Below are 26281 nucleotides of genomic sequence, written 5' to 3'. Positions count from 1 at the left end.
AGGCCTCATTGAATATGAGCAATTCAGTAGAATATCCCCTGAAAGGAATTACAATTCTTGACTTCACGACCGCGCTAGCAGGACCTCTGGCCACACTGCGGGCGGCGGATCTCGGGGCAACTGTTATTAAGATTGAAGGACCAGAGCATCCCGACATCACGCGCAACATGGCAATCGGCGGCGTCAGGTTGGGAGAAATGTCGACGAGTTACATGATGCTCAACCGTAGCAAGCGTTCGCTTGCCATCGAGCTCAAAGCCGACGAGGGCCACGCGGTTTTGCGCGAACTGATCTCTCGGTGCGATGCTGTAGTAACCAATTACCGACCAAAGGCGGTAAAGTCTCTCGGTCTCGACTATGCGTCGGTTAAGGCGTGGAATCACAAGATTGTACACGTCGCTATTTCTGGATTTGGCCATATCGATCCGGAAGGCACGCTTCCTGGTATCGATCTGCTGCTGCAGGCCTACACTGGGATTATGACTAATGCAGGCACACGAGCGGTCCCCCATCAGTCTAGCCCTGTTTTCTGCGTTGATGTTTGCACATCTCATCTTGCCACCGAAGCTCTTCTGGGTGGGCTTCTGGGTGCAAAGATAACCGGTAGGGGATCGTGTTGGGAAGTAAGCATGATCTCAGCTGCATTGGAGCTCCAGATGCAAGAAATAGCCACATACCGCAATTTCCAGGTAGGTCGCCTTTTGGGCGATGAACCACACGCCTCGCGTTATATGAACCCACCTTATGGCTTGTTCGAATTGGCCGATGGACATTTAGCCATAGCACGTTCAGATGTCGGATTGGTCGGGCGCACAACCGGATCGTCCGAACTTCTCCGTCTTGCCAAGCAGCGCCCTGCAGAAACAGAGCAAGAAGCTATGCGTGAATGGCGGGACGCGGTGTTTCGAGCTGTGGCTGAAGTTTTAAGGACATGGCCGGTCGAAAAGGCGCAATCAACGTTGAACGCTGCGGGCATCTGGTGTAGCCGCCTACAAAGTTTTGACGAATTCTTAGCACTTCCAGGAGTTGAGGATTTCTTCCTTTCCGTAGAGAACGGTGCGCACGGTACTTTCAGTACGCTTGCCGGCATGGTCAATTTTCCAAGAATCTCAGAAAAGAGCCCTGCAGTGCAAAAAGCGTCATTGCTGGGTGAAGACACTACCGAGATACTGCGTGAATGCGGTTACAGTCTGGCAGAAATAGAAAGCCTTAACAGCACTGGGGTTGTTTTCTCGCGTGAGATGCAGAAACGCGAGGAGGTACGAGCATGACCATCGTTGATTTGTCGATGACGCTTGACCCCGATACTGTTTATAACTCACCCGTGAAAAATGCCGCGATACGTCGAATATCGCACGCAGAGGCGGGTAAAGGTTTGACCCGACTGTTTGAAGGTCTTGTCATCAGTGATTTGCCGGATGGGGAGGGTTGTGCCATGGAGAACATTAACCTCTCTACACATCACGGAACCCACCTCGACGCGCCGTTTCACTATCACTCCAAAACAGCAGGCTTGCCGTCGCCGACAATCGACGAGGTGCCGCTCGAATGGTGTTACGCGCCAGGTGTGAAATTGGACCTGCGCTTTCTTGACGATGGGCATTTAGTCTCTGTTGATGACCTGCAAAGAGCACTGGATAAGGTAGAGCATCAATTATCCCCTTATGAGATAGTGTTGGCAAACACATCTGCTGGCGGAGCGCACCATCAACGCAACTATTTTGCAAAGGGTTGTGGATTCAGCGATCAAGCAACGAAGTTCTTAATTGACGCTGGAGTGAAAATCGTGGGAACCGATGCGGCCAGTTGGGATATTCCATTGCCGCATATGATAGAAAACCACTTGCGAACAGGCGATGCTCGCGCAATCTTCCAAGCCCATAAATTCGGACGGCATGTCGCCTATTGTCAACTCGAGAAGCTCGCAAATCTCGAAGCGTTGCCAGATGCCGGGTTTCACGTTTGCTGCTTTCCTTTCAAAATCAAGGGCGCTTCTGCGGGGTTTACGCGCGCAGTCGCGATTTTGTCTGATGCCCTCAGCCGATAGCACCCAGACTTCTAAAATACTCAAGCCTTCATCTGTTCCAGAAAAACTACCGTACTACGGTGTCGCTACTCAGCATGGTATACCAATTTACAGTGTCTCAGGGGGTAGAACACACGGAGGCACGCAGGTATCGGAGACCTCGGTCTTTCGAATTGCTTCACTGACTAAAGTTGTAACTTCGATGGCGGTTATGCGAATGATCGAGACCGGTGCACTAGAGTTTGAAACAACCATCGGTGATCTTGTTCGCAGCTTCCCTGAGCTAAACTTCGATTACCCCGCCATGGGAGCAGATGTCAAACACCACCCCCCTGAGGAAATCACGATACGCCAGTTGTTGAATCAGACTAGCGGGCTTGCCTACGATTTCACCAGTCCCGATGCAGTGCGCCAGCAGCTCTTAGCACTCGGAAAGACCGGGTGCAGACTCTATCCACCCGGAACACGTTGGCATTATGGTCCGGGCCTCGAGTGGCTTGGGAGAGCCCTTGAAGCACTTTCGAATGACACACTCGATAATGTTTTGGCGAGGATCGTACTCAACCCACTTGGTATGACCCAGACAACCTATTCAGTGCCTCAGGATTCGAGAGATCGCATTGTAGACGTTTTCAAAGAAAGCTGTAGCGGCTTTGAACTTCATCCCGTTCGCTCGTCATGGGTGTCGAGTAAACCTTCAGGCGACGGCGGCCTTTTTTCGACACCGGTTGATATGCTGAAGCTAGCACAGTCATATTGTGATGGTTCGGTGCCAATTTCGGAGCATTCTCTACAACTTATGCTTAGTAATCAAATTGAGGAGCGACCGCTCTATCGACAGTTGTCGTCGCGCCCTGATTTCTCGGCTTCTTTTGATTTCATGCATTCTCAGGACCGATTTGGCTATGGCTTTGTTGTTTCAGGACCGCGCGCCCAAATAGTGCCATTTGGTGCCGCAATCTGGGGTGGTTCCTATAATTGCTTCCTATGGGTTGACCGTCGCAGCAGTCTTTGCGGCGTATATCTGACACAAGTATTGCCATTCTGTTCTCCAAAAACAATGGCTGTTATCCAACGGTTCGTTTCCGACGTCTATGCTTGCGCAGCGTAGAGCCGTCGTAGGCTGAATCTGTTGAAGAACAACATGTTGCGATCTCAGAAAGTGGCGCGTTGGACGTGTACGCGTGCCTTTCATTCAGGCTTTGTGCATTTGCTGCGGTGCGGGAAAGAACTTCACCAAATTGCGGAGGTTCTGGGCGGTGGCAGCGAGGAGGAATTCGTCATTGGCACCTCATGGGCCGCGCAATCGGAGCCGTTCGAGGCCCAGGATGCGTTTAAGGTGGGCAAAGAGTATTTCGACCTTCTTTTTGAACTTCGTCGATACGTCGTACTGCCGGGTCTCCGATGATCAAAATTCAAAGTCAATCTAGACACACGTATCCTGCGATTTCCGCAATAGCCCGAAAGCTAGCCACCCATATGGTCAAAATTTCCTTTTTCAGATCACTCTATTCACTTCGATATCTACTAAAGTGGAAAAACTGACTGCCGGTAGGTCCCACAGGAGGGCAGGGAGGCATAAAATTTGCCGTCATTGACAAATCTCGAGTTGCTACGAAGAAAAGATCACAAACATGAATACCATTAGAAATATGGCTTATTTCTATCGCACTAATAAAGTGCGGTGAGCTTTTAAATTTTACCGCGGTATGGTGACACATGACTTACCTCCCGCAGCGAATTTGGAATAAAATAATGAAACGACTTCTCCCCTTGCCTACTAATTTTGGATTGATACGGCGCGCCCTCGCAGCGGATATTGATCGAATTGTGCAGTTGGTCAGTCATTTGGCCAAACATCATGGCGACATTCCGTCTCTTACACATGATGATCTTGCTCGAGATTTATTCAGTGAAAACCCTTGGATTTACATCGTCGTCGCAGAGATGGACGGCGAAATTATTGGATACGCAGCCATGTGTAGAGTGGTTCAACTCCAATTTGGGGCCAGGGGAATGGACATGCATCACCTTTTCACTGAGGCAGCGTTTCGGAACCAGGGTGTGGGCCAGAACCTCATTAAGGCCTGCAAGATTCAGGCGGCTATGCTGTCATGCAGCTTCTTGATGGTCGGAACTCATCCGAACAATCAAAAAGCTCAGGCTTTTTACACATCCCTTGGGTTCGAACGTAGAGAAAACCAAGGGGCGCGGTTTTCTGTCCGAATTGCCTCATAAGTGTCAGTGGGAGCTGTCCGCTTGCCGTTCCCCGGGGGCTCAAACGGCTGGAAACTGGCCTTGGCTATGGCGCTAAACAGCTGCCGCAACTTTGAGACAATCGCTTCGGGCCTTGGTCGCCATTCCTGGTCCTCCGTTTCCTAAACATAGCGGTGGACTATTTCAGGTGGCGAGGTTCATTGAGGTTACTTTTTTTGAGATTGCCCTGAAATTCACTAACGAGACTCCTGTGCATTCTCTAGGGTCAGGACTCATAGCCAATAGAGTACGGTTGCAGCAAGGGCGATGGCTGAGAGGAAGACCTTGGGGCATCTGTCGTATCGAGTTGCCACGCGTCGCCAGTCTTTCAGCCTGCCGAACATGATCTCGATCCGATTGCGGCGTTTGTAGCGGCATTTGTCGTACTTCACCGGTTTCTTGCGCTGCTTCCGGCCCGGGATGCATGCACGTATCCCTTTGTCTTTCAACGCTTCTCTAAACCAGTCGGCGTCGTATCCGCGATCTCCCAGCAGCCATTCCACCTTTGGCAAACTGCCCACCAAAGCGCGGGCACCGATGTAATCGCCGACTTGTCCTGCCGTGACGAAGAGGTTGAGCGGCCGGCCTTGGCTGTTGCAGACGGCGTGCAGCTTCGTGTTCATGCCACCTTTGGTCCGACCAATCAGGCGTCCACGCCCCCCTTTTTCACGCTCATGCTGGTCGCTGTTCGGTGGGCCTTGAGATAGGTTGCATCGATATTGACGGTTCTCTGTTCAGCGTGCTCGGCTACCAGACCCGCCATTATCCGGGCAAAGACGCCCTTGCCTCTCCACCGCTTCCAACGGTTGTACAGCGTCTTGTGTGGGCCATAAGCGGCAGGTGCATCACGCCACCGTAAACCATTGCGATTGATGAAGATAATCCCGCCCTCAGTTGGAAATCAATGGGTCCTGACCCTACACACGCAGCAGTTGCGAGCATGTGGTTATGAAAAGCACCATTCCAATACATGTCGTAACAGGCGACCGAGATGAGCTGCCGGGTTTGAGCTATTCATGCTGACTTGCAAAACTATCGGACAATGGCCGCCTGCATGTGATCAAAGACAGTGGCCACTACGTTCCGATGACGCAACCAAACGCGCTGAACAATCTGATCTCTGATGTTGTTAGAGATGCCGACATAAACTGTGTTTTCTAGTTCAAGCCCAAGCAGGCTGTGTTAGCGTTCCCGCGTCTGCGTCGATCCGCGTATGAGTGCCAATCAAGATGGATCGCGCATCTGGATCGTGACCAATCGGGAGTCCGCCGAGGATAGGAACGCCAAACCCTTCAAGATATTGACGCAGCAACCCGACTGCATCAATCGGCGGATTCGACGGCGTTCCGGTGATGTGGCCTATTGCAACACCCGCAACGCCTTCAAGATGACCTGCTCTTAATAACAGGGTCAGGTCTCGTTCGAACTGGCCGATTGCGATCCCATCAGACTCGATCAAAAGGATTGCTCCGATCAGGGAGGGTAGCGCCCATCCGGCGGCAGTAGCCAACATTGTGAGACTGCCGCCGATCAGCGGGCCACTTGCTTGCCCTTCTGTTGTCAGCGCCATTGATTTAATGGCGGGATCGGACGTGACGGTGATCGGTTCACTCCCCATCAAGACGGCATGTAAAGAATGCGCTGCAATATCGCTAAGCTGGTCGTCATCACTGCCGGTCAACGCGCCGTGGACGCTGGGAGCCGCGCTGTTTCGCCATAGGGCCATTTGAAGCGTGGTGATGTCACTGAATCCAATCAGCGGCTTCAGGTCGCGGGCAATTGTGTCAAAAGGCAGTCGGTGGGCAATACGATAGGACCCCTTGCCGCCCCGCGTCGCAAAAACCGCGCGCACATCCGGGTCAAGAAAAGCGTTGTTGAGGTCGGCAAGACGTACATCATCTGAGCCAGCTAAGTAGCCCATCTTGTCGAACGCGTGCGGCCCAATTTCGACCCGCAAGCCCCATGATCGTAAAACTTCGGCGCGTCGTTCAATTGCTCCCGGTTCCGCGCGGCTGGCTGGCGATACGAAGCGCACCAGATCGCCTGATTGCAGCAGGGGCATAATTCAGTCTCCAATTGGGGATTGGCTGTACGGGACAAAGCTGACCGGAGAGTACGACCGGGGTTCTGTTGGGTCAATGTTGTGACGGAAAAGTCAAACATCTCTGACGTTCAACAGCAGCATCGGTTCAAATGGGCTCGAGGCAAACATCTTCTGCAACCCGTCATCGATCTGCAGCTCGTTGCCCATTTCATTGCATAAGAACTTTTCGGCTTGGTGCGCCATCTTATGTTGATCGTTCACCCTGCCCTGGTCGCACTGTGGCGGTTGGGGTCAGGTTCGTGTGACGTTCAAGATTTTGAGACTTTCCCATTCCAAGCCTGTGCTGTCATAGCATTTTATCCACCCGGACGACTTGGTTATACAATTGATAACTTCAATCCATCTCATCATTCCTTAACCTTATCAGCAGTCTTTGAAGAAAAAAGAGTGAAATCAGATGGCTTCTTTTGATCGGGAAACTGATCGCGCGATCGAACTTTTGAGATGCGTTCAAGTTGGCATTTGTTCGACCTTTGGTATTGGCGAGGGATCTGCATGTCTGAAATCCTTCCTTTTCTAAGCCAGAAGTTCAGCTAGGGGATTGAGAGTATGAGGAGTTTTCTTGGAGGCGCAACAATAGCCTGCTTGATCATGACGTGTCCTGCGCTTGCGCAAGACTTCAGCATTTCAACAAATAGAGCTGTTGGACCGGATGGGACGATCCAAATGCCAGATGCGAATATTCGAGCCGATTGGTCAATGCTCGGAGCTTGGACCATATTGGAAGACGGAGAGGCCATCGGACAGCACGTCGTATACACTCAACCCGGTGTCATTCAGTATTACCTTGAGAATAAAGCATTTCCTGATGGAGCTGTGCTCGTAAAAGAGCTACTCGAAGCCAAGACTGGAGAGTACACCACGGGAACCGCTGCATATGCTACGAATGTCTCCGGATGGTTCGTGATGGTCAAAGACCACAACAACAGGTTTGGCGGCAATGACTTGTGGGGTGATGGATGGGGTTGGGCGTATTTTGATGTCGACGACCGCCAGAGCACCACAACAGAAGACTATAGCGGAGAGTGCTTAGGCTGCCACGTACCCGCCGAGGAAACGGACTGGGTTTATGTCGAGGCATACCCAGCCCTATCTGCCCCCCAAAATAAGTAGGCTGCCTGTGAGACCCCCTCGAACACAGGACATCCACCACTCGGACAGTGTAAGCCACCACAGAGCCAAACGCTGCAATGCAATCGAAGCCGCAGCTTAACACCAGAAAGGAACATAGCCATGAAAGCCTTAAAACCCTTAGTAGTGGGCGTCGCGTTAGGCGCTTCGGCTTTGGTGCTGAGCCAGTTATCATCATCTGTTAGCGCACAGGTGTCGGATGACTGGCAGCCAAAATGGACGGAAGATGGCCAGTTAGTCTTGCCCGAGGGCTATCGTGAATGGGTGTATCTCGGGTCCCCGCTGACACCAAACGCCCTGAATGGTGGCGAGGCAGGGTTTCCCGAATACCACAACGTGTACATGCATCCAGCGGCTTACGCCCTATACAAGGAAAGCGGGGAATTTCCTGAAGGCACAATTTTGCTGAAAGAATTGCAACTCACTCAACCAGGCGAGGAAGAAGACGGATCTCGCTTCGAAGTATCCGGGAGAGGCTATTTCCCTGGTGCATTCAACGGCATTGACATCGCGGTGAAGGATTCGTCCCGGTTTTCCGAAAGCCAGAACTGGGGTTACTTCAACTTCGGCCACCACGCCCCGCCTTATGCTGAGACTGCGGCTGCGGCGCCAGTTGAAGCGTGTGCAGCCTGTCATATCGACAACGCCGACGAAGACATGGTGTTCACAAGATTCTATGGGATCCTCAATTCCAACTAAATCACTCTGACCGGTGGGGTCACCTTGCTTGAACGACAAGGTGACCCATTGAAATGCAAAACCACCAACAACGTTTGGAAGGGCTTGGCTTTACTTCCCTTAAGAGGAAACCCGCATGGACCTGGATCATTTCGCCGAAAACCAGCTTAAAGCTCTGCGGCGTGACGGCAATTACCGTGAATTTGCCGAACTACAGCGTCACGCGGGCGCCTATCCGAATGCCTCCCGATACTGCGGAAATGGACGCATCGAGAATATCAAAGTCTGGTGCTCCAACGATTATTTGGGCATGGGGCAAAACCCAAAAACTCTGGCAGCAATGGCAACCGCACTGGAAGCCTACGGTGCGGGCGCAGGTGGAACACGGAATATCTCGGGGACCACTCATCATCATGTGTTGCTGGAACGGGAACTTGCGGACCTTCACGGAAAACCCTCGGCACTTGTGCTGAATTCAGGCTATGTCGCCAATTGGGCTAGTCTGGGCACATTGGCCGAGCGTCTGCCAAACTGCGTTGTCTTCTCTGACAGCCTGAATCACGCTTCGATGATTGAGGGCATCCGACACTCGCGGGTGAACAAGCAGATTTGGCGTCACAACGACGTCGCTCATCTGGAAGATTTGCTGGCTCGGGCCGATCCGTTCAGCACCAAAATTGTTGCCTTCGAATCCGTTTACTCAATGGATGGGGATGTTTGCCCGCTGCAAGATATTCTCGAGGTCTGCGAGAAATACGGTGCAATTTCTTATCTCGATGAAGTGCACGCCGTTGGCCTCTACGGCCCAAGAGGCGGAGGCATAGCGGAACAGCTTGGATTGATGGACCGGGTCGATATCATCCAGGGGACTTTGGGGAAGGCGTTTGGTGTGATGGGCGGATACATCGCCGGTTCAAAAAGCGTCACTGATTTCATACGGTCTTTCGCATCCGGGTTCATTTTCTCTACTGCCCTGCCACCGGCGTTAGTCGCGGGCGCTCTTGCATCGGTCCGGCACCTCAAAACCAGCAACTTCGAACGTGATGGCCAACGCCGTGCAGTAAGAGACCTGCGAGCGCGACTGGATGAGATGGAAATTCCGCATCTGAGCAATGACAGTCACATTGTTCCGGTAATTGTCGGTGATGCCCATAAATGCAAACGCATCTCGGACATGCTACTCGAAGACTATGGGATGTATATTCAGCCCATTAACTACCCGACAGTTCCCGAGGGCACTGAGCGCTTGCGAATTACACCTGGCCCTTACCATACGACAGAAGACATAGATGCACTGGCGACAGCACTCGGTCACATCTGGTCGCGCTGCGCTTTGTCACCAGCGCATCCGGTTCACACAGAGATCAGAGCAGTCCAAGTGCGTTAGCGATATAATTAGCCAGAGCAAACACGAAATGGTTCATACAATCTTTGAGTACGGACATGAAAACAGCATTGATACCCAGTAGCTGCCGGCTTTTTGCTATTTGCTTTTTCTGCGTGTTTGCATCCAACGCGCCCGCCCAAATGGGTGTTTCTGTGGATCATTGTCAGGCTCAGGCTGGTCCCGGCGTGGATTGGCGCGGCTGTGATTTGTCTCACGAAGATCTCTCGGGCATCGATCTGAGTCACTCAGATCTGCGGGATGCTAAATTTACCGCGGCAAAGCTGCGTGGCTCTGATCTCTCGAATGCAGATCTCAGGGGCGCCATTTTGATTGGCGCCGACTTGCAAGAAGTCGATTTCTCTGGAGCGGATCTGCGGGGGTCTTTCATGACAAAAGCCCAACTGGGGAAAAACAACTTTGAAAACTCCCTTTTAGAAGGCGCGTATTACAACAACGCCCATAAGTGTGCGGTAGGATCAGTTGGCGTTTGCAAATGAGCCGGAAACCACCCGCCTCGCTGTCACGTCGGCGATGGTTAACCGTAGCGGGTGGGACCCTGTTTAGCGCGCTAAGTTACCCTGCGCGACCCGAAGCAAGTATTGATGAAATCGAGTTTCATCGCCATCCGGCGTCTTTGCCAGGGTTTTTTTCGAATGCATATCTGATTGAAGGGCGCGAGAGTTGCATCCTGGTTGATGCACATCTGAACATTGATGAAGCGCGCGACTTGGCAGCACTAATCGGGACCATTGGCAAACCGATCTCTGGTTTCGTCATCACGCATCCTCATCCAGATCACTATCTTGGGTTGGAGTTCCTTGGTCCTCTTTTTCCTGAGGCCGCCATTGCGAGTTCAGAAGTATCACTGGGCTACATTCGGACAGCTGCGGCCGACTGGAAAGATTTTAATAATATCCTGAGGCCACTTCGGCCGGGGCCGATAGTCTTAGCCGAGACAGTATTTGAATGTCTTGTGATGCCTGATGCCGAAAGTGTTGCTCCGGTCGTGCTTTTCGAACCGAAAACTCGAACACTTTTGGCCGGGGATCATGCGCTAAACCGTCAACACTTGTGGCTGGTTGAAGGTCGGCCTATTGCCTGGCGTCAAAACATGCAGCAGTTACTTGCATTGTCTCCTTCTAGTGTCCTGCCCGGCCATGGTGAAGTCGGTGGAATAGAGATCCTTAGAAATACCGATGCTTACTTAGAAGACTTCATATCCTTAAAAAAACGAGGTCTTTCTTCAAAACAAATCTTGCAGGCAATGATAGAACGCTACGCTGACTATGTATTTCCTGAAGCTCTCCAATACAGTGTGTTGGTCGGCAAGATGCAGTGAGCACCATCAGTGGCTTTGAAGCGATTTTCGGTGCCAGAAAGGCCACCTGCACTTTGATTGTAGAAAACCCTGCTACCGAGCTTCTACCATTTGAATTTTCTTGCTGCGGACATGACATTGCGTACAGCTTCATTGTCTTCGCGGCCAGTCGCGACAGCCATAGAAATGGTTCGCCAATAAGGTTCGGGTCCTAGTTCTGACCACCCATGGCGCATATTGTCCACGGCATCTCGTGGAGCAATAGATATTCCTATACTCGCGGCCACGGCGTCATAAACCCAGTCCTCGCGTTCGGAAGCCATCGCCACATCCAATGCCACCTCGCTACTCCGCATGGCCTGCGCAAACATTCCACGAAATTCGCAAGACAAACGGTCCACGTATTGCTCGCTTCCTATCTTGTCGAGTTCCACGCAGGGTAGATCAGCAAAGCGATGTCCTTTCGGCGTGATCACCACCATATCTTCTCGGTAGAGCTCAACCTGTTTTAAACGCAAGGATTCACCAAATGGAGATGCCATGATCGCAAGATCACAGTGTCCGGACAAAAGAACCTCGAGTATTTTGTCGGTTGAAGTATCGTCCATCACAAGCTCAATCTTAGGATGCGCTTGTCGGAACTCTGCCAAAAAAGGCATAAGACGACTTGGGCTGATCGTACACATCACCGCAATTCTGACTTGTTGTTGACCTCCGGTTGTCATTCGCTTTGCTGCTTCTTCCGTTTGCAGCATGGCCTCTTCAACGTCGGACAGGCGTTCGACCATGACGCGACCCAATGCGGTCAGATGAGTCAGGCGCCCCTCTCTTCTAAGTAGGGTGCCGTTCAGGTCCTCTTCCAATCGTTTGATCGCCTTGCTCAAAGCAGGCTGAGAGATCTTATGAATCCGCGCGGTTTCCGAGAAATTCAAGCTGTGTGCGAGATGTAAGAAATACTGAATTCGAGTTCGGTTCACGATCTTCAGGCCTTTTTCAATGCGGTCCCTTGAGGTAACTTTATCATATTGAAAGTAAGAGAAAATGTCATCAAAGGAGTTGCTGAAATGAAGTCAGAAATCTGCTAAATTGGGGTAGTTAAACGGTTAATTTGTTGTTGCGTGAATCGGAGGTTGTTTCGCAATCACTTTCTGCAAGCCGTATTGGGTTAGAATTGCCTATCTAGTCGGTGCATTTCTGCATCGATAACGGTCATTTGTTGGAGAGGCTGTTCCTGGAGAGCCTTAAGACCAGGCTTCAAACAAGCTGCTCACCAAACCTGACAACCAATCTAGAATATTTGCAATGTGCCACACTAAGAATGAAAACGGGCGCTTAACAGATGGACGAAAGAAGGCTCAATGGGTGTCGTACGAATTGTAGATAGATTTTTTTCTGATCAACTTTTGCTTTCTTGTGCCGCCATAGCAATGTTTGTCTTGTGGGTTTTTTGGCGACGGCTGCTAAACGCGAATTTAAGGCACTTTGGGACACGGGTACGCCAACTTTTCAATTTGGTTGAAGGCTTCCTGACAATATCGGCAATATTTGCTTTTCATGCTCTGCTTAGCTTGGCGCTTGGATCCGAGCAGCATTCAGGAATCGCCGTTTTTCTCGAGTTTGCGACTTTTTTGATGGTCTATCTCGTTGTAAGCTTGGTGGTCGCACGTGCAATAGAATTGCTGTGGGTCAACCAATCCTTTTTCATTGAAGATGGGCATATTCCCGGGCTGTTGCGGGTATTGTTGTTTGGCGCCACTCTCGTCATCGGTGTAACTGCTTTCGGTGTCGGTCAAGGACTGTCCATCAATGGGCTTTATGTTTCGACTGGGGCGATGGCGGCACTGATCGCATTTGCGATGCAGCGGACGTTGGGTGATTTGTTTTCAGGTATTTCTCTCAGCGTTGAACGCCCTTTCAAAATCGGTGACTGGATAGAGTTGGAAGATGGCACAAAGGGTGAAGTTCGAGATCTGAATTGGCGGGCGACGCGGTTGAGAGACTGGGACAACACTACTTTGGTCGTGCCCAATGGAAAGCTAGCAGCCCAAACAATCCGTAACCTGCATGGGGCGGACCATCGTTACTCGCCGGTCTACACTGTAAGTCTGCCTGCAGAAGTGGACCCTCGGTTTGCGAAGTCGCTTATTCTCGAAGTCGCCCTGAAATGTAGACACAGGTCAAAAGAAAAGCTTCCCAGTGTACGGCTGGTGAATTCCGGAACTGTTCCATACACTTATATGGTTTGGCTGCATTTCTCGACCTATCCTGCGATGTTCGCTGGCCGAGAAGAGTTCTTTCGAGATTTGCACTATGAGTTGAAGCTGGCCGGGGTCCAAAGCGCTCCACAAGCACAAGATGTAAGACTTCGCTCGGCTGAAAAAGTCGATGCAAAACCTCCTTCGGTCTTGCACGCTTTGCGCAGTCTTGATTTTGCAAACCTCTTCAACGAAGGCGAATTCGAAACCCTTGTGGACAGAAGTTATCCAACATTTGTCGACGCCGGTACCGTCATTTTGTCCGAAGGCGAGGTGGCGCCGTCTGTTTTCATAGTTCTGAACGGCGTGGTTGAAACGAGTGTTTTGGTTTCACCAGAGAGAGATCGAAAACTCGATCCGCTTAAGTCCGGAGAGTATTTCGGGCTTGCATCAATGCTGACAGATGCACCGTCCTTTCAGACTTTCACGGCCTCTTCAGATGTGTCGTTGATACAAATCGATCGCAAATGTTTCAAAGAAATTGCGTCCCAAAGAGAAGAGTTGTTGCAGGGATTTGCAGAGATCGTTGAACATCGCATGATGCTTGTGGACCAGGCACGTAACGATCCAAGTCTCTATGGCAATTCCGGGCGTCTCTATGACATTCTGCGGAAAATGGAGAAGATAATCGGAAAATAGGATCAACTTCAGATATCGCTGGCGGATAATCGAATTCCCAGAGTGCTGCCCCTCTCACAAATGGTCTTGTGAGAGGGTTTTTCGAAAGCCAGAAACGCGTGATATCCGTTCATCAAACCTTGGTGGTCGTGACCGCTGTCATGCAAAGCGACCTATCATACACGAATGACTGCCATCTTATCTTGCGTCATATCATGCATCGTATAGCCGATGCCGCCCGTGTTGTATCCCGATTGCCGCCGTCCCGCGAAGGGCATCCAATCGACCCGGAATGCAGTGTGATCGTTGACCATAACTGCAGTAGCATCCAGTCGTTGTATGGATCGCATTGCAATATTTATGTTTCTGGTGAAGACGGCTGCTTGAAACGCGTATGGAAGGGCATTGGCAGCCGCTATCGCGTCATCCACACTATCATAGCTATAAACGCAGATCACGGGGCCAAATATTTCGGCCGTCGATACTCGTGCGTTGTCGGGTGGACTTAACAATACGGTCGGAGCAAAGGTTGTATCACCAAGGCGTTTGCCGCCGGTCAAAACGGTAGCTCCCGCCTTGACGGCCTCGTCTACCCATTGTTCGACGCGATCCACTTCTGCTGGTCGAATAAGTGGCCCACACTCAACACTGGGATCGCGGGCATTTCCGACTTTCAGAGCGCTGGCAGCATCGGCTAGCTTACCGGCGATCTCTGCCGCCATGCTTGCTGGCGCAAAAACACGCTGAACTGAAACGCAGACCTGACCTGAGTGGTAGAACCCGCCCTTCGCAAGCAAAGGTATCATCGTTTCAATATGAGCCGTTTCATCAACAATTACAGGTGCAGCCCCACCATGTTCCAGCGCGCATCGCACCCCAGGGGCCAGCTTGGACCGCAGCATCCAACCTACCTTGGCTGAGCCGATAAAAGAAAAGAAGCCGACCCGAGTGTCGGTGATCATCTGCTCGGCCACGTCGTTGTGGCAAATCGCTAAGTGGCACCAGTTCTTAGGCAAACCGGCTTCGTGCAGAATTTCGACAAACGCCTTGCAGGACAGTGGCGTGTCCAACGCTGGCTTGACGATCACAGGGCACCCCGTAGCAACGGCAGGGGCGACCTGATGCACGATTAAGTTTAGCGGGTGGTTGAACGCGCTGGCCGCCACCACGACACCGATGGGCTCGCGCTGCGTAAAGGCTATCCGACCTGATCCGGCAGCGGTCAGGTCCATCGGGATTTCCTTGCCAGCCATATGGCCAATCTCATGGATGCACAGCTCAACTCCATCGATGGCGCGGGTCACTTCGATACGCGCGTCGATCAGGGGTTTGCCGCCTTCGCTGGCGATTAGCATCGCCAGATCTTCGGCTCGGTCAGACATGATACGAGCCGTGGTCTTGAGGATCTCGATCCGCTGAAAGGCCGGCAGCCACCCGTCGCGCGACCGATGCAAACCATGGGCCACGTCCAACATGGCATCCACATCATTCCACGTGTTGATCGCGACACTGCCGATCTTTTCAAGATCAAACGGGTTTAGAACGTCCAGAGTATCGCTCATATCAGGCACACCTTTGCAGCCAATTCATCAATCAGCACGCGCTGGTTTTCGCTGTAGTCCACCGGTAGGTCGATCAGATGCACACCGCCCGCGTGGAACGCTTTTTCGAAGGTTGGCACCAGATCCTCGGTACGCTCGATCCGATGGCCGGTCGCACCATAACTGTTGGCGTATTGCACGAAATCGGGGTTGTTGAATTCCAGGCCCCAGTCGTCAAACCCGGCATGCGACTGCTTCCACCGGATCATCCCGTATGAACTGTCATTCAAAACGGTCACAACCAGATTGAGGCCAAGACGAACGGCAGTCTCGATTTCTTGACTGTTCATCATGAACCCGCCGTCGCCGCAGATCGCCATGACCCTGCGGTCAGGGTACAGCTTGGCTGCCATCATGGCCGAGGGCAGTCCGGCCCCCATGGTGGCCAGAGCATTGTCCAGAAGAACTGTATTGGGCTGATAGGCCTGATAGTTTCGCGCGTACCAGATTTTATAGATACCGTTGTCCAGCGCGATGATATCGCAATCGCCCATCACTTTGCGGGTATCAGCCACAAAGCGCTGGGGGATTACCGGGAATCGTGGGTCATCGGCACCTTCAGACGTGTGCAGGTCGGTCTCTTGCTTGACGCGCTGGAAATAGCTTCGATCAAAGTCGAGCGGGCCGCCCAGTATGTCGCCGAGCCGGGCGATGGATTGCGCCAGATCACCAACCACTTCTACCTGCGGGAAATAGACCTGATCGACCTGCGCCGCCTTGTAATTCACATGGATTACCTTCACCCCGTCTTCCTCCATGAAGAAAGGCGGTTTTTCGACCACGTCATGACCCACATTGATGATCAGGTCAGCCCGTTCGATGGCGCAATGCAGGTAGTCGCCGTCAGAAAGCGCTGCCGTTCCCAGAAACAGGTCCGATTGTTCATCCACCACGCCCTTTCCCATCTGCGTGTTGAAGAAGGGGATTTGCGTCTCATTCACAAAGGTGCTGAGTGCACTTCGCGCGTCCTTTCGGTTTGCTCCGGCTCCAAGCAGCAGCAGAGGCATTTTCGCTGCACGGATCATCTCTGCCGCTTCAGTCAAGACCGTATCCCCTGCTACGGCGTAGTGGCGCGGATGCGGCTTAAGAACGTGTTCCGTCGTATCTTCGGCCGCGATATCTTCGGGCAATTCAAGTAAGACAGCGCCAGGGCGTTCCTCTTGTGCCACGCGAAAGGCCTCGCGGATCAGGGATGGAATGGTGTTGCCGTGCACGACCTGTTTCGACATCTTGCAGATCGGATCGAACAGGCCCACGACGTCAATGATCTGAAATTGGCCCTGTTTCGATTTCTTGATGGGTTTCTGCCCCGTGATCATGATCAGGGGCATGCCGCCCAGATGAGCATATGCAGCGGGTGTGGCAAAGTTGGTGGCCCCTGGCCCCAGTGTTGCCATGCAAACACCCGCCTTGCCGGTCAAGCGTCCGTAGGTCGCCGCCATAAATGCCGCGCCCTGTTCATGGCGGGTCAGGACCAGTTCGATCCTTGAGGTCCGCAAGGATTCCAGCACATCCAGGTTTTCTTCACCCGGTACGGCAAAGATGTATTCTACCCCTTCGGCTTCAAGAGCCGCGACAAGCAGGTCAGAAGCTTTGGTGGTTGACGGCGTGTTTTGGGAGTGATCGGACATGTGTTCTCCTGATAGCTTTTGGCTGATACAAATGGGTCGACCAGATGGTGATAGGCCTCATGGTTGAAGTTTTGACAAGGCTGCCGTGCTACTCAGCAGCCTGCAAATGTTGAGATTCGGGATAAAGCTCATCCATTGAAACGGACCGGCCATTGTCCAACACAATACGCGCATGGTGACGCTTGAGCTGGCGCGGTTCGGCCACCCCGCAGCTATGGGCGATAATACCGACCTCTTTCTTCATGTTCCGGGCATAGCTTGCCACGCGTTCCGATTTACTCGTTGGATCAAGGCCGAACTGCAACTTGGTATTATGCGTGGTAATCCCGGTCGGGCAGGTGTTCTTGTTGCACTGCAACGCCTGGATGCAGCCCAGTGCAAACATGAACCCACGCGCTGAATTCACAAAATCCGCACCCGCACAAAAGGCCCATGCCACCTCGGACGGGTTGATCATCTTGCCGCTGGCGCAGACTTTGACCCTGTCGCGCAACCCATGTTTCTTGAGCATATCGACAGTCAGAGGCAGGCTTTCGCGCAGTGGCATCCCCATGTTGTCAATCAGGCTCATTGGGGCCGCACCGGTGCCGCCATCCGAGCTGTCGATGGTCACAAAATCCGGCGCGCTTTCGGGGCCGCGTTTCAGGATCTCTGCGCACAGATCGTCAAAGAACCCATATGACCCTATAACCGCTTTAAAGCCGACCGGCTTTCCGGTGATGTCGCGCACGTAGGCGATCATATCCAGCAGATCGCCGACGCTGTCGATTTCTGGGTGGCGGTTCGGGCTGATTGCGTCCTGACCTACTTGCAACCCGCGGATGTCGGCAATGTCCTCAGTCACTTTGGCGCCGGGGAGGATGCCACCCTTGCCGGGTTTGGCGCCCTGGCTCAGCTTGATTTCAAACATCTTCACCGCATCATGGGCGGCGACAGAGCGCAACTTGTCCTCGTCAAACCCGCCTTCAGGTTTTCGCACTCCGAACTTGCCGGTCCCGATCTGGAACACGACATCTGCACCGCTTTCCAGATGATAAGGTGACAGACCGCCTTCGCCGGTATTGATCCATATGCCCGCTTTCTTAGCCCCTTGGGACAATGCCCGCACGGCAGGGATAGAGATCGCGCCATAGCTCATGCCAGAAATGTTGAACATTGAACCCGTCGTATAGGGGTGACGTGCAAAGGGTCCAACTGTGACAGCAACCGGCCCCCGAGCATCCTGTTCCAGCATCGGGAAGGGGCAGTTGACGAAATACACAGTGCCTGTGGGACGCAGATCCCTCGTTGAACCAAATGCGACGGTTGAATCCACGTTCTTCGCGGCACGGTACACCCACGAGCGTTCCGCCCGGTTGAACGGCATCTCCTCGCGGTCCTGGGCAAAGAAATACTGCCGGAAGAACTCTCCCATATGTTCGAAAAAGTATCTGAACCGGGCCACGACGGGATAGTTCCGGCGCAATGTGCTTTCCGTTTGTGTCTTGTCTTTGAAATAGATGACGGCAACCCAAAGCACCGCGAGGCCGACAGAAAAAATGAACACATAGGATAGTATTTCCAAAAAGCTCAGGATCGCATTCGAAAATTGTGACATTTGTGGGAACTCCGGGCTATTTTTGTTTTGCTTGGTTAGAAATCCTACGATCTGTTTTCGATCGCCTGTTGATTAATGCATCCAAGGATTCGGTTGTGTAGAGGGCCCAATGTGCGATCAACTCTTATTGATATATGATCACATGAATAGGAGCGGCGCCGTGATTGCTTTTAGAGGCCGTCGGGTTTTATTCGCGGCGAAGCTCCGATCCAAAAGGACCGGAGCTTTGTGCGACAGACATCCCATTACACAAGGCTAGACTTGGCCAGCTGCGCTTTTCTTAATAAACTGCAAGCCCATATGTGCCGAGCTCGGGTAGCCCCCCGAGAGTTTGCTTATGGATCAAATCACCATTTGATTGAATGTCGAAAATCATAACTTCGCCTCGATTTCCGATAAGCTGATAGATTTCCATACCATCTGCACTCACTTCGATATCACTGAAAAACAGGTTTTCATTTGGGTCTTTGAAGGCCTGAGCATTTACCAAAGCAGCCGTTCCATTGGGTCGAATCCTGAAGCTGCTAATTGAACTCGACAAGGCATTTTCCGCCCAAGGAGTTTTGCCATCTTCGGAAATCGTAACCCAGCAATTTGCGATCTCTCCATCTTCGACTGATGGGCCTGTGAGTACATCCCCGGAAATAAGCTTCAGCGATCCGTCGGAAGACAAATCGTATGTAGAAAGCGACCCTGTCTGCCAAGAGTACGAGGGGCTCAGGACAACTTCACCTTGGCCTTCGCGTAAGCTGAAGTCAGGGGTCAAAAACCGGGCTTCCGACATCGCGATCGTATTCCCCGATATGGCAAACCCGACCGGGATCGCCTGAAACCGGGTGTCCTCGTCACGCGGAGAATCAACTTGAGAGATGGGTGCTGCAGACAGAGTTCCATTCTCAACTGCAAAGACCTTTATTTTTCCAGTCACAAGCTCATTGACCACCACAAATTCACCATTGTCAGAAAAACTGATGGTCGATGGCCGCGCTTCCAGATCTCGCCGAGAGTCAGCAACACTCTCAAGACGACCATCAGCTATCCTATACATCCCAATGTTGCCCGCGCCATTGTGGGTGCCGACCGCGGCAACCGCCAGCAAGTCATCATGAAAGGCGAGGCTGATTGGAAATCTGCCGGGTGCCGCTAGTGAATTTACGACGGATAGCGTGAAGTCTTGAGCAACGCGCATCAACGAGATGGTTGCATCGCCGGCGTTAACAACCGCCAAAAACCTGCCATCGTCAGACATTGCCAGCGAATTTGCAGAGATGAGCGGATCATCCCCGTTTGCCAACGGATGAGATGGGTCTTTCTTCAGATCGGGGATTTCTAGATCGCCAGTCCCCGTTCCTCCGGTTGGAAACTCGCCATGAACCCGATATTCACCATTGGCTTCAGTTTGATAGGCGACGATGGAGTTTTGCTTGGCATTGTTTGTGACCACAAAGAAACCACGCGTATCAACCCAACCAACGCTGGCGGTACCAAAGACGAGAAATGAGGCGAAACAAATCATGGTTTGTGAGTGGTGCATGGCGCTTCTCCTTTTGTCTTGCAAGGGAACCTGCCTTTTGCTCAACCGAATCATGAGCGGGTGCGCTTTTAGGCAGGAAAAAAAGAGGTTACCGAGAGGCCCGCTAAAAACTGTTGCTGAACTGTAGGCGAATTATGACGGCTGAACTTTCCAGGGATCATATCAATACTGGAACAGATGTCCGATTGACTACTCGACTACGGCGGGAGAGGGGGCTTCCAAGCGGTTCAGCCTTCCGACGGAGCTATCCGGTTCGGTTTTTCTTCGCGTTCTAGGTCGCAGTTGTGAGGGTTGTCTCGCGTCAATGGATATTGCATCTCCAGTTCTTTTCTAAGTTTGTGGTCTTTTCGATAAGAAGATTGGGGGTCCGCTTGTTGTTACAGGCAGAATTATCATATGGATTTCGAAATTCCGGTTATGAAATCTATAACCGTTTAGCGGCGCTCGATAACCGCGTGCGTGTCGTTCGGAGCATGCCAATTTGCTCCTCTATAAATTGCGCGCCTACTGAGACAGTTATTTATTTATTTTGGGTTATCATATTTTTGTGCCCAATGAGGCAGTCCTGCGACGTTGGATAAGACGAAGGCAATCTTACAGTTCATATAAACGCGTTGGTGGGACATTTCTGGGCGCGAGTAACGTCAACTTATCCTGACCCGGACATTCGGTACTGTCTCTCGAATGTGTGAGTCGCCTGAGCAGCTCGAAGTTTGCAAACCTCGGTTTTGAGGGTCTGCTTAGGGCTGCCGCCAGCCAATCGAACTGATTGCAGAGAAAGATAACTTTGGACCTTCTTGGCCTTTTTGCGGCAAGGCAACGAACGTCAACCTCATTGAAAAATGAAATCATCAGAATCTTTCTTTTCGAATAGGCCGTCGAACAAACAGGGTTTCAGGTTTATCAATCACTATTTCCCAAACAACGTTGCTTGAAGCAAAAACGTCTTTGAATCCCTGCATATTCGACGGCTCGTCCAAGATCAGGACCCAACCTTCATCGAACACGCTACCGATCAATCGGTTAAGCACCTCCAGCCGATCTTTTTCCAACAACATGTGCAAGGTGCGATCTATGAGCAATACGTCGAACTTATCTTCGGGAACAAAGGTCCTTATGTCTTCGACGATGCCCTCAACACTTAGATTCTCGTGCCGTGCTGCTTCAAGCAAATCACGAATGCCATTGGGAGAGATGTCAACACCTACAACGCTGTGACCCAATCGTGCGATGAACAACGCGTCACGGCCTTGACCGCAGCCAATATCCAACACGCGCAATGGTTTGCCAGAGCATTGTTTGAAAAAGTCGACAAAGACTTGAGTGGGTTCTCCAAGTGCATTGCGCGTTGACCGATAAAGCTTGTCGAAGTTGTACGGTATATACAGGCCAAACATCTCTTTTGTTGAATTTGACAACCCTTCTTCCAGCTCAAATCCATTTTTCCTCAATACTCTGGCAGAAGCTGGGTTGCCCGTTTCAACACCGCCGTAAAGCTGTACCGATTGGCCGTCGGCCCTGTACCATGTAATGAGACCCGAAATCAGTTCGGTCGCATAGCCTTTCCCCCAGGCGCGTTCGCAAAAAAGATACCCCAGATGAACTGTCTTAAGCGTTTCGGGTTCTAAAAATTCAGCTAAGATCAGAAGACCCAAAAGGCTATCATCAGCTCGATCTCGAACCGTCAATACCTCGCACTCGGCAGCCTGCTCGTTTATCCAGTCCTTTATCGAGGAACCGGTATCATGAATCTGCAACGGTTCAGGCAGATGTTGTAAAACAGCAGGTGTTAGAACGTCCTTAAGTTCATCCATCAATTGGCGTCGTTGTTCACCATTGCTCACTGTCTCTGACCAGCTTTGAACTCGCAAGCGCGCGGTCTCAAATTTCCTTGTCTGTTCCAAAGGCTCTACCTCGATTTGATTACTTGCAAAGTTGCGGAAGCACTATTGACTTCGCGCGCATACAGGTTAGTTAGAGTGACTGACTAAATAGGATGGTGGCATGAAGTTGGCAAGGCTGATCGAACTGGCGCACAGACAAGGCCACAGACAGTGGGCGAAAGCAGGCGGGCATCTGGGGATGACCCACAGCGAATACGAGTATCTTCGCGCGATAAAGGATCAGGAAGCCAAAAAAACGGACAAAGATGATCATGGGCAACATCTCCAAGATGTTGTCGATGATATGGGTGTTCGAAAAGCATCGGCCAGTGCGATGGTCTTGAAGCTTGAGGAGCGTGGGTTAGTCGTGCGTTTCCCTTGTCAGTACGACGCCCGCGCTCAACACATAATGCTAACTGAACAAGGTCAAAACCTACTGTCTTCTGGCGAGCAGATCTATGAAGCAGCAGCGAAGGCGCTGCTTGAGGAACTGTCCGAAGATGACGTCAGAGCGATTGAAATCGCAGTAGGGCAGCATCGGAAACCGGTCTGACAAGTATTTTGCTGCTTAAGGTAAGTCAGTCTGACTAACTTGAAAAGGAAACTGAAATATGACGTTCGAACTAGTCCTAATGGCGACGGCCATCCACATCTTGATCTGGGAGAAACTCCCTGAATGGGGAACGTGGTTCAACCGCTTCATTGCGGCGCTGCCTCGACCGCTAAGTTCACTCTATGAACAATGGCATTGCCCGTACTGTGCCGGGTTTTGGATCGCGCTGGTTCTACATGGTTTGACCGGGTTTTGGACGATACCGGCACTTGCGGCGCTGCCAGGGCAACTTGGTGTTACTGCGGCACCTATCGGGTGGTTCTTGGACGCCCTTGCCTCAGCGACTTTGATCTATGCAGCAATCATCGGATTAAAAGCCATCGGCCTACCGGCCATGAAAGCTCACATGATGAAAGAGGACTTCATGAAGTCCAAACTTTCGAAAGACGGTGCCTAAATAGCCGAAGAATACTAGTTGAGTTTGCTGGCAGATAGAATGTCCGCAAACGGTAGACACGTGAGCATATTCAACTCGAAGTGAATAGTAAGTGCCTTTTCCAAGCCGCTTGCCGTCATGCCTTACACGCAGCGGTGATGATGATCTCGACTTTCAGATCCGGCCGAGCGAGCTTTGCCTCACCGCAAGCGCGAGCCGGAGCGTACCCGGTCGGAACCCAGCTATCCCAAACGTCGTTCATCTCATCAAAATCGGCCATGTCGGACAGCCAGATGATCGCTTGCAACATCTGTTCCCGCGACGATCCCGCTTCGTCTAGAAGCGCATCGACGCGAGACAGGCACTCACGGGTCTGCTCGGCCACAGTGGCACCTTCGCCAACCTGCCCGCAAAGAAATGCGACGCCGTTGTGTTTGACTATCTTGCTCATGCGTCGGCTGGTGTTGATACGTTCGATCATGAAGGCTTCTTTCTTAGTTGGTTGCGCTGTTCACCGAACCGTCCATCGCTGCCAGTTCGCCAAGAGTCACGGGTTTCAACGGTGGCCTGATCCGATAGTATCCGGTTTCGTCCATCGTAGCGCCGTTCGCTTCGGCCAGCAGGCTGCTTACGGTCAGTCCGCAATATCGGCCTTGGCACGGTCCCATTCCGGCACGACTGAAGGCCTTGGCCTGGTTCGGACCCGAACAGCCGATACCGGCATGGCGACGAATGTCTCCGGCAGTGATTTCCTCGCAGCGGCAGATGATAGTCGCGTCGGCGGGCTTTGTGGCTTCGATTGCGGGTGGAAAAGCCGCGTCAAGGAAAGGGCGCGCCGCCAGTTCCTGCGCGATGCGGCGCCGAATTGGTTTGGCGGCTTTGTCCCTCTCGATCGTCGAAATCGCCCCCAGATCGGCGGCCATTTTCAATGCTGCAAGGCGGCCTGCCAAGGCGGCTGCCTTCGCGCCACCGATGCCAGCGCCATCACCGGCGATATGGACCGTTTCGACATTTGTCCCGCCCCAGTCATCTAGGTTGGGCACGAAGCAGTGCTGCTGTGCGTCCCAGTGATGCGCCACGTCAATGGAGCGGGCTGCCTGTGTGTTAGGCACGACACCGTGATGCAAGAGCACTGTGTCGCAGGGAATATGCCGGGTCTTTCCGCCCGCAGTAAAGCGGATGCCTTCGGCGGTCGTTTCTCCATCAATCGAAATACCCGTAGCGGAAGTGTAGCGGCGCACCCCGGCGCGACGGATTTCCGATAGCATCGTCAATCCCTTGAGCAGATATCGCCAGCCGCGAAGGGCTCCGCCCAGATGCGGAAGCGCACGCAGAAAATCCGCTCGTGTCTGCGTTTCGACCAGCGCCAGAGGGGGTGTGCCCGCTCGTATCATCTGCGCAGCGATCAAGTAAAGCAGCGGCCCTGATCCAACCAGAACCGCGTTTTTTGACAGGACGCCAGATTGTTTCAACAGAATTTGCGCCGCCCCCGCCGTCATCACACCAGGCAAGGTCCAGCCCGGTAGCGGCATCGGGCGTTCCAGGGCTCCTGTGGCGATGAGGATGCGTTTCGCTTCGATTGCCCCCCCTCGTCCGTCAGCGGTGTAGAGAACCCGAATTCCCTCTTCGATCGACCAAACCACCGCTCCGCCGATATGGGTGATGTTGCCGTGATCCAGCCCGGCTGTGAGGGGCAATCCGTCTATATAGTCCTTACCCAGCAGTTCGCCCCTGATAGGTGCGACCCGATCCACATCGCGGTAGATCTGCCCGCCGGGACGGCGCTGCTCGTCCAGAAGGATAACATGCAGGCCAGCATTTGCGGCGGTTGCGGCCGCGGCCATTCCGGCAGGGCCAGCCCCGATGATGACAAGATCAGTTTTCTGCATCGATCACGTTCCTTCCTTTGCGCGGCATCGACAAGCGCAACCCTTCCGTAACTTCAAGCATGCAAGCTTGACGGGTCACACCGTCAACGTCCACGAGGCAGTCGAAACAGGCACCCATCATGCAGAATGGCGCACGTGGAGCGCCCGAAACCGGTGTGTATCTGAAAGTCTCTACACCGGCGGCCAGCATCGCGGCCGCGAGATTTGAACCTTCGGGCAGCTGCAGCTCTTCGCCCTCGAACCATACTGGAACCTGTGGGCGCCCAACCTCCAACTCAAGAAATGACGAAGCGGTCTTCACTGAACACCTCCAGATTCGGTGCGGCGTTGGTGCCTTCCAGCCAGTCGGGCAGGAAACGAGCGTGGGCCGCCGCAAGGGTGATGCCGCTGTGGCAAGTGACCAGGAAGGCGCCGGCCATCTCGGGACTTTCCTGGTAGATTGGCAAGCCATCGGGCGACAGAATTCGCAAAGCTCCCCAACTGCGTACGAGTTGCGCCTTGGCAAGCACCGGGTAGGCCGCGATGGCCTCGGAAGCGAGGCCGGAGAGGCCAGGCTGGGTGACGTCATCATTCAGGCCCACCTCTTCGTTGGTGGCACCTATCTGGACGCCACCTTCATCTACCTGCCGTGCGATCAGCGAGGGGCGGTTGATTATTTTTGGCAGCTTCTCGGTGATCATCACTTGACCGCGCTGTGGCCGGATTGGGGCTTTGAAGCCCAGTTTGGGCCCAAGTTCCATTGCGCCCAAACCCGCGGAAAGGATCACCTTGTTGGCCTGCACCTGGCTTCCGTCCGCACAGGTGATAGTGAAAACATCCGATTTCCTGACGTCTGTGACAGTTTTTTCGTTCAGCACCCGCCCACCAAGCCGCCGGACGTCGTCGGCGAGAGACCGCAGCAACTTCAATGGATTCACGTGGCCGTCTTGATGATGAAGGATCGCACCAACGACTTTGGGACCGATCTCCGGCTCCTCCATGAGGAGCGCCTTCCGATCCAGAACTTCATATGGGTAGTTTCCGTCCAGCTTCGCTTTCAGCTCCTCGTATTGCGCGACTGTTTTCGTCAGGGTTTCTTCCGAGAAATGCAGGTCGTAGCCACCCATCTGCTCAAGCGACATGTCATGTCCGGTCGCGTCAGCAAGCTCATCGGAAAATCCGGCCCATGCGGCGGCGGATTGCTGGCTCCACGCGGCATAACGGGGTTGTTTGGTGCCCTTGGATTGCACCCAGACAAGTCCAAAATTTCCCCGACTGGCGCGAAAGCTGCCGTCGCCTCCATCAAGGACCAGAACGCGCTTGCCGCGTTTCAAAAGGCCCCATGCGACAGACAGGCCGACAACACCACCGCCAATGATTGCAAAGTCGGATTCCATGATCTCAG

24 protein-coding genes and 2 pseudogenes are annotated in these 26281 nt (G+C 52.7%); 13 read left to right on the top strand and 13 right to left on the bottom strand.

The window, feature by feature from the left end; all coding sequences use genetic code 11:
* The first annotated feature begins 14 nt into the window (after window positions 1–14).
* Genes ACR0K5_RS19480 through ACR0K5_RS19470 form a run of 3 tightly spaced genes read left to right on the top strand, consistent with a single transcriptional unit; the run spans window position 15 to window position 3137 of the window.
* Entirely contained in the window at window positions 15–1271 is a 1257-nt protein-coding gene (locus ACR0K5_RS19480) for a CaiB/BaiF CoA transferase family protein (RefSeq protein ID WP_480533954.1), read from the top strand.
* Window positions 1268–2047, top strand: a complete 780-nt coding sequence (locus tag ACR0K5_RS19475; RefSeq protein ID WP_480533956.1) for a cyclase family protein — start codon at window positions 1268–1270, stop codon at window positions 2045–2047. The genes ACR0K5_RS19480 and ACR0K5_RS19475 overlap by 4 nt, the downstream gene beginning before the upstream one ends.
* Window positions 1947–3137: a serine hydrolase domain-containing protein gene (locus ACR0K5_RS19470; RefSeq protein ID WP_480631236.1), complete on the top strand. Its 1191-nt coding sequence runs from the start codon at window positions 1947–1949 to the stop codon at window positions 3135–3137. Before ACR0K5_RS19475 ends, ACR0K5_RS19470 begins: the two co-directional genes overlap by 101 nt.
* Window positions 3138–3221: 84 nt before the next feature.
* Here the strand turns inward: ACR0K5_RS19470 and ACR0K5_RS19465 are convergent.
* Window positions 3222–3431 (bottom strand): annotated as a pseudogene (locus tag ACR0K5_RS19465) (transposase); the annotation flags it as partial.
* Window positions 3432–3781: 350 nt separating this feature from the next.
* Between ACR0K5_RS19465 and ACR0K5_RS19460 the strand changes: the two are divergent.
* Entirely contained in the window at window positions 3782–4264 is a 483-nt protein-coding gene (locus ACR0K5_RS19460; protein WP_480533960.1) for a GNAT family N-acetyltransferase, read from the top strand.
* Window positions 4265–4515: 251 nt separating this feature from the next.
* On the opposite strand, the pseudogene ACR0K5_RS19455 reads toward ACR0K5_RS19460, so the two are convergent.
* Both ACR0K5_RS19455 and ACR0K5_RS19450 read right to left on the bottom strand, forming a co-directional pair.
* Window positions 4516–5168: pseudogene (locus ACR0K5_RS19455) on the bottom strand (IS5 family transposase); the annotation flags it as partial.
* A gap of 276 nt (window positions 5169–5444) precedes the next feature.
* Window positions 5445–6344: a S66 peptidase family protein gene (locus ACR0K5_RS19450; protein ID WP_480533962.1), complete on the bottom strand. Its 900-nt coding sequence runs from the start codon at window positions 6342–6344 to the stop codon at window positions 5445–5447.
* A 228-nt stretch (window positions 6345–6572) separates the two neighbouring features.
* Here ACR0K5_RS19450 and ACR0K5_RS19445 point away from each other — a divergent pair, with 228 nt between their 5' ends.
* The 6 genes from ACR0K5_RS19445 to ACR0K5_RS19420 all read left to right on the top strand — a co-directional run bounded on the left by ACR0K5_RS19445 (window position 6573) and on the right by ACR0K5_RS19420 (window position 10921).
* Entirely contained in the window at window positions 6573–6797 is a 225-nt protein-coding gene (locus tag ACR0K5_RS19445) for a hypothetical protein (RefSeq protein WP_480631235.1), read from the top strand.
* A gap of 255 nt (window positions 6798–7052) precedes the next feature.
* On the top strand, window positions 7053–7499 hold the full coding sequence (locus ACR0K5_RS19440; RefSeq protein ID WP_480533964.1) for a cytochrome P460 family protein: 447 nt from the start codon (window positions 7053–7055) through the stop codon (window positions 7497–7499).
* 120 nt (window positions 7500–7619) lie between these two features.
* Window positions 7620–8216: a cytochrome P460 family protein gene (locus ACR0K5_RS19435; RefSeq protein WP_480533966.1), complete on the top strand. Its 597-nt coding sequence runs from the start codon at window positions 7620–7622 to the stop codon at window positions 8214–8216.
* Between the two features lie 115 nt (window positions 8217–8331).
* Window positions 8332–9582, top strand: a complete 1251-nt coding sequence (gene hemA / locus ACR0K5_RS19430; RefSeq protein WP_480533968.1) for a 5-aminolevulinate synthase — start codon at window positions 8332–8334, stop codon at window positions 9580–9582.
* Between the two features lie 56 nt (window positions 9583–9638).
* Window positions 9639–10079: a pentapeptide repeat-containing protein gene (locus ACR0K5_RS19425; RefSeq protein WP_480533970.1), complete on the top strand. Its 441-nt coding sequence runs from the start codon at window positions 9639–9641 to the stop codon at window positions 10077–10079.
* Entirely contained in the window at window positions 10076–10921 is an 846-nt protein-coding gene (locus tag ACR0K5_RS19420; RefSeq protein WP_480533972.1) for an MBL fold metallo-hydrolase, read from the top strand. The genes ACR0K5_RS19425 and ACR0K5_RS19420 overlap by 4 nt, the downstream gene beginning before the upstream one ends.
* Window positions 10922–11004: 83 nt before the next feature.
* Here ACR0K5_RS19420 and ACR0K5_RS19415 read toward each other — a convergent pair whose 3' ends face one another.
* On the bottom strand, window positions 11005–11877 hold the full coding sequence (locus tag ACR0K5_RS19415) for a LysR family transcriptional regulator (RefSeq protein ID WP_480533974.1): 873 nt from the start codon (window positions 11875–11877) through the stop codon (window positions 11005–11007).
* A 381-nt stretch (window positions 11878–12258) separates the two neighbouring features.
* Here ACR0K5_RS19415 and ACR0K5_RS19410 point away from each other — a divergent pair, with 381 nt between their 5' ends.
* Entirely contained in the window at window positions 12259–13794 is a 1536-nt protein-coding gene (locus tag ACR0K5_RS19410) for a mechanosensitive ion channel domain-containing protein (protein WP_480533976.1), read from the top strand.
* Window positions 13795–13949: 155 nt separating this feature from the next.
* On the opposite strand, the gene ACR0K5_RS19405 is transcribed toward ACR0K5_RS19410, so the two are convergent.
* From ACR0K5_RS19405 to ACR0K5_RS19385, 5 genes are all read right to left on the bottom strand, one after another.
* Window positions 13950–15335 (bottom strand): aldehyde dehydrogenase family protein, encoded by a 1386-nt coding sequence (locus ACR0K5_RS19405; RefSeq protein WP_480533978.1) that lies wholly within the window; start codon window positions 15333–15335, stop codon window positions 13950–13952.
* On the bottom strand, window positions 15332–17005 hold the full coding sequence (locus ACR0K5_RS19400; protein ID WP_480631234.1) for an acetolactate synthase large subunit: 1674 nt from the start codon (window positions 17003–17005) through the stop codon (window positions 15332–15334). Before ACR0K5_RS19400 ends, ACR0K5_RS19405 begins: the two co-directional genes overlap by 4 nt.
* An 88-nt stretch (window positions 17006–17093) precedes the next feature.
* Window positions 17094–18602: an FMN-binding glutamate synthase family protein gene (locus ACR0K5_RS19395; RefSeq protein WP_480533982.1), complete on the bottom strand. Its 1509-nt coding sequence runs from the start codon at window positions 18600–18602 to the stop codon at window positions 17094–17096.
* 280 nt (window positions 18603–18882) lie between these two features.
* Window positions 18883–20136 carry a lactonase family protein gene (locus ACR0K5_RS19390; protein ID WP_480533984.1) on the bottom strand — a complete coding sequence of 418 codons (1254 nt, stop codon included), beginning with the start codon at window positions 20134–20136 and terminating at the stop codon, window positions 18883–18885.
* Between the two features lie 851 nt (window positions 20137–20987).
* Complete coding sequence (locus tag ACR0K5_RS19385) at window positions 20988–21950, bottom strand: GNAT family N-acetyltransferase (RefSeq protein ID WP_480533986.1); 963 nt, start codon at window positions 21948–21950, stop codon at window positions 20988–20990.
* Window positions 21951–22140: 190 nt separating this feature from the next.
* Between ACR0K5_RS19385 and ACR0K5_RS19380 the strand changes: the two genes are divergently transcribed.
* The gene (locus ACR0K5_RS19380) at window positions 22141–22572 is read left to right on the top strand and encodes a MarR family winged helix-turn-helix transcriptional regulator (RefSeq protein ID WP_480533988.1); all 432 of its coding nucleotides are present in this window, start codon (window positions 22141–22143) and stop codon (window positions 22570–22572) included.
* A gap of 58 nt (window positions 22573–22630) precedes the next feature.
* Window positions 22631–23029, top strand: a complete 399-nt coding sequence (locus ACR0K5_RS19375) for a hypothetical protein (RefSeq protein WP_480533990.1) — start codon at window positions 22631–22633, stop codon at window positions 23027–23029.
* Window positions 23030–23144: 115 nt separating this feature from the next.
* On the opposite strand, the gene ACR0K5_RS19370 is transcribed toward ACR0K5_RS19375, so the two are convergent.
* Genes ACR0K5_RS19370 through ACR0K5_RS19355 form a run of 4 tightly spaced genes read right to left on the bottom strand, consistent with a single transcriptional unit; the run spans window position 23145 to window position 26273 of the window.
* Entirely contained in the window at window positions 23145–23489 is a 345-nt protein-coding gene (locus ACR0K5_RS19370) for a RidA family protein (RefSeq protein ID WP_480533992.1), read from the bottom strand.
* Between the two features lie 13 nt (window positions 23490–23502).
* Window positions 23503–24897 carry an FAD/NAD(P)-dependent oxidoreductase gene (locus ACR0K5_RS19365; RefSeq protein WP_480631233.1) on the bottom strand — a complete coding sequence of 465 codons (1395 nt, stop codon included), beginning with the start codon at window positions 24895–24897 and terminating at the stop codon, window positions 23503–23505.
* On the bottom strand, window positions 24884–25198 hold the full coding sequence (locus ACR0K5_RS19360) for a (2Fe-2S)-binding protein (RefSeq protein ID WP_480533996.1): 315 nt from the start codon (window positions 25196–25198) through the stop codon (window positions 24884–24886). Before ACR0K5_RS19360 ends, ACR0K5_RS19365 begins: the two co-directional genes overlap by 14 nt.
* Window positions 25173–26273 (bottom strand): NAD(P)/FAD-dependent oxidoreductase, encoded by a 1101-nt coding sequence (locus tag ACR0K5_RS19355; RefSeq protein ID WP_480533998.1) that lies wholly within the window; start codon window positions 26271–26273, stop codon window positions 25173–25175. Before ACR0K5_RS19355 ends, ACR0K5_RS19360 begins: the two co-directional genes overlap by 26 nt.
* Window positions 26274–26281 lie beyond the last annotated feature (8 nt).

Source organism: Ruegeria sp. AB9 (genome assembly GCF_056542585.1).
Note: the sequence above shows the minus strand (reverse complement) of the source record. Positions and strands in the feature narration are given on the sequence as shown.

What these genes read in the sequence shown, in the direction of transcription:
- ACR0K5_RS19480 (WP_480533954.1), top strand. Translation starts at nt 15, where the DNA reads ATGAGCAATTCAGTAGAATATCCCCTGAAAGGAATTACAATTCTTGAC.
- ACR0K5_RS19475 (WP_480533956.1), top strand. Translation starts at nt 1,268, where the DNA reads ATGACCATCGTTGATTTGTCGATGACGCTTGACCCCGATACTGTTTAT.
- ACR0K5_RS19470 (WP_480631236.1), top strand. Translation starts at nt 1,947, where the DNA reads ATGCCGGGTTTCACGTTTGCTGCTTTCCTTTCAAAATCAAGGGCGCTT.
- ACR0K5_RS19460 (WP_480533960.1), top strand. Translation starts at nt 3,782, where the DNA reads ATGAAACGACTTCTCCCCTTGCCTACTAATTTTGGATTGATACGGCGC.
- ACR0K5_RS19450 (WP_480533962.1), bottom strand. Translation starts at nt 6,344, where the DNA reads ATGCCCCTGCTGCAATCAGGCGATCTGGTGCGCTTCGTATCGCCAGCC.
- ACR0K5_RS19445 (WP_480631235.1), top strand. Translation starts at nt 6,573, where the DNA reads ATGTTGATCGTTCACCCTGCCCTGGTCGCACTGTGGCGGTTGGGGTCA.
- ACR0K5_RS19440 (WP_480533964.1), top strand. Translation starts at nt 7,053, where the DNA reads ATGCCAGATGCGAATATTCGAGCCGATTGGTCAATGCTCGGAGCTTGG.
- ACR0K5_RS19435 (WP_480533966.1), top strand. Translation starts at nt 7,620, where the DNA reads ATGAAAGCCTTAAAACCCTTAGTAGTGGGCGTCGCGTTAGGCGCTTCG.
- hemA (WP_480533968.1), top strand. Translation starts at nt 8,332, where the DNA reads ATGGACCTGGATCATTTCGCCGAAAACCAGCTTAAAGCTCTGCGGCGT.
- ACR0K5_RS19425 (WP_480533970.1), top strand. Translation starts at nt 9,639, where the DNA reads ATGAAAACAGCATTGATACCCAGTAGCTGCCGGCTTTTTGCTATTTGC.
- ACR0K5_RS19420 (WP_480533972.1), top strand. Translation starts at nt 10,076, where the DNA reads ATGAGCCGGAAACCACCCGCCTCGCTGTCACGTCGGCGATGGTTAACC.
- ACR0K5_RS19410 (WP_480533976.1), top strand. Translation starts at nt 12,259, where the DNA reads ATGGGTGTCGTACGAATTGTAGATAGATTTTTTTCTGATCAACTTTTG.
- ACR0K5_RS19405 (WP_480533978.1), bottom strand. Translation starts at nt 15,335, where the DNA reads ATGAGCGATACTCTGGACGTTCTAAACCCGTTTGATCTTGAAAAGATC.
- ACR0K5_RS19400 (WP_480631234.1), bottom strand. Translation starts at nt 17,005, where the DNA reads ATGTCCGATCACTCCCAAAACACGCCGTCAACCACCAAAGCTTCTGAC.
- ACR0K5_RS19395 (WP_480533982.1), bottom strand. Translation starts at nt 18,602, where the DNA reads ATGTCACAATTTTCGAATGCGATCCTGAGCTTTTTGGAAATACTATCC.
- ACR0K5_RS19390 (WP_480533984.1), bottom strand. Translation starts at nt 20,136, where the DNA reads ATGCACCACTCACAAACCATGATTTGTTTCGCCTCATTTCTCGTCTTT.
- ACR0K5_RS19385 (WP_480533986.1), bottom strand. Translation starts at nt 21,950, where the DNA reads ATGGATGAACTTAAGGACGTTCTAACACCTGCTGTTTTACAACATCTG.
- ACR0K5_RS19380 (WP_480533988.1), top strand. Translation starts at nt 22,141, where the DNA reads ATGAAGTTGGCAAGGCTGATCGAACTGGCGCACAGACAAGGCCACAGA.
- ACR0K5_RS19375 (WP_480533990.1), top strand. Translation starts at nt 22,631, where the DNA reads ATGACGTTCGAACTAGTCCTAATGGCGACGGCCATCCACATCTTGATC.
- ACR0K5_RS19370 (WP_480533992.1), bottom strand. Translation starts at nt 23,489, where the DNA reads ATGATCGAACGTATCAACACCAGCCGACGCATGAGCAAGATAGTCAAA.
- ACR0K5_RS19365 (WP_480631233.1), bottom strand. Translation starts at nt 24,897, where the DNA reads ATGCAGAAAACTGATCTTGTCATCATCGGGGCTGGCCCTGCCGGAATG.
- ACR0K5_RS19355 (WP_480533998.1), bottom strand. Translation starts at nt 26,273, where the DNA reads ATGGAATCCGACTTTGCAATCATTGGCGGTGGTGTTGTCGGCCTGTCT.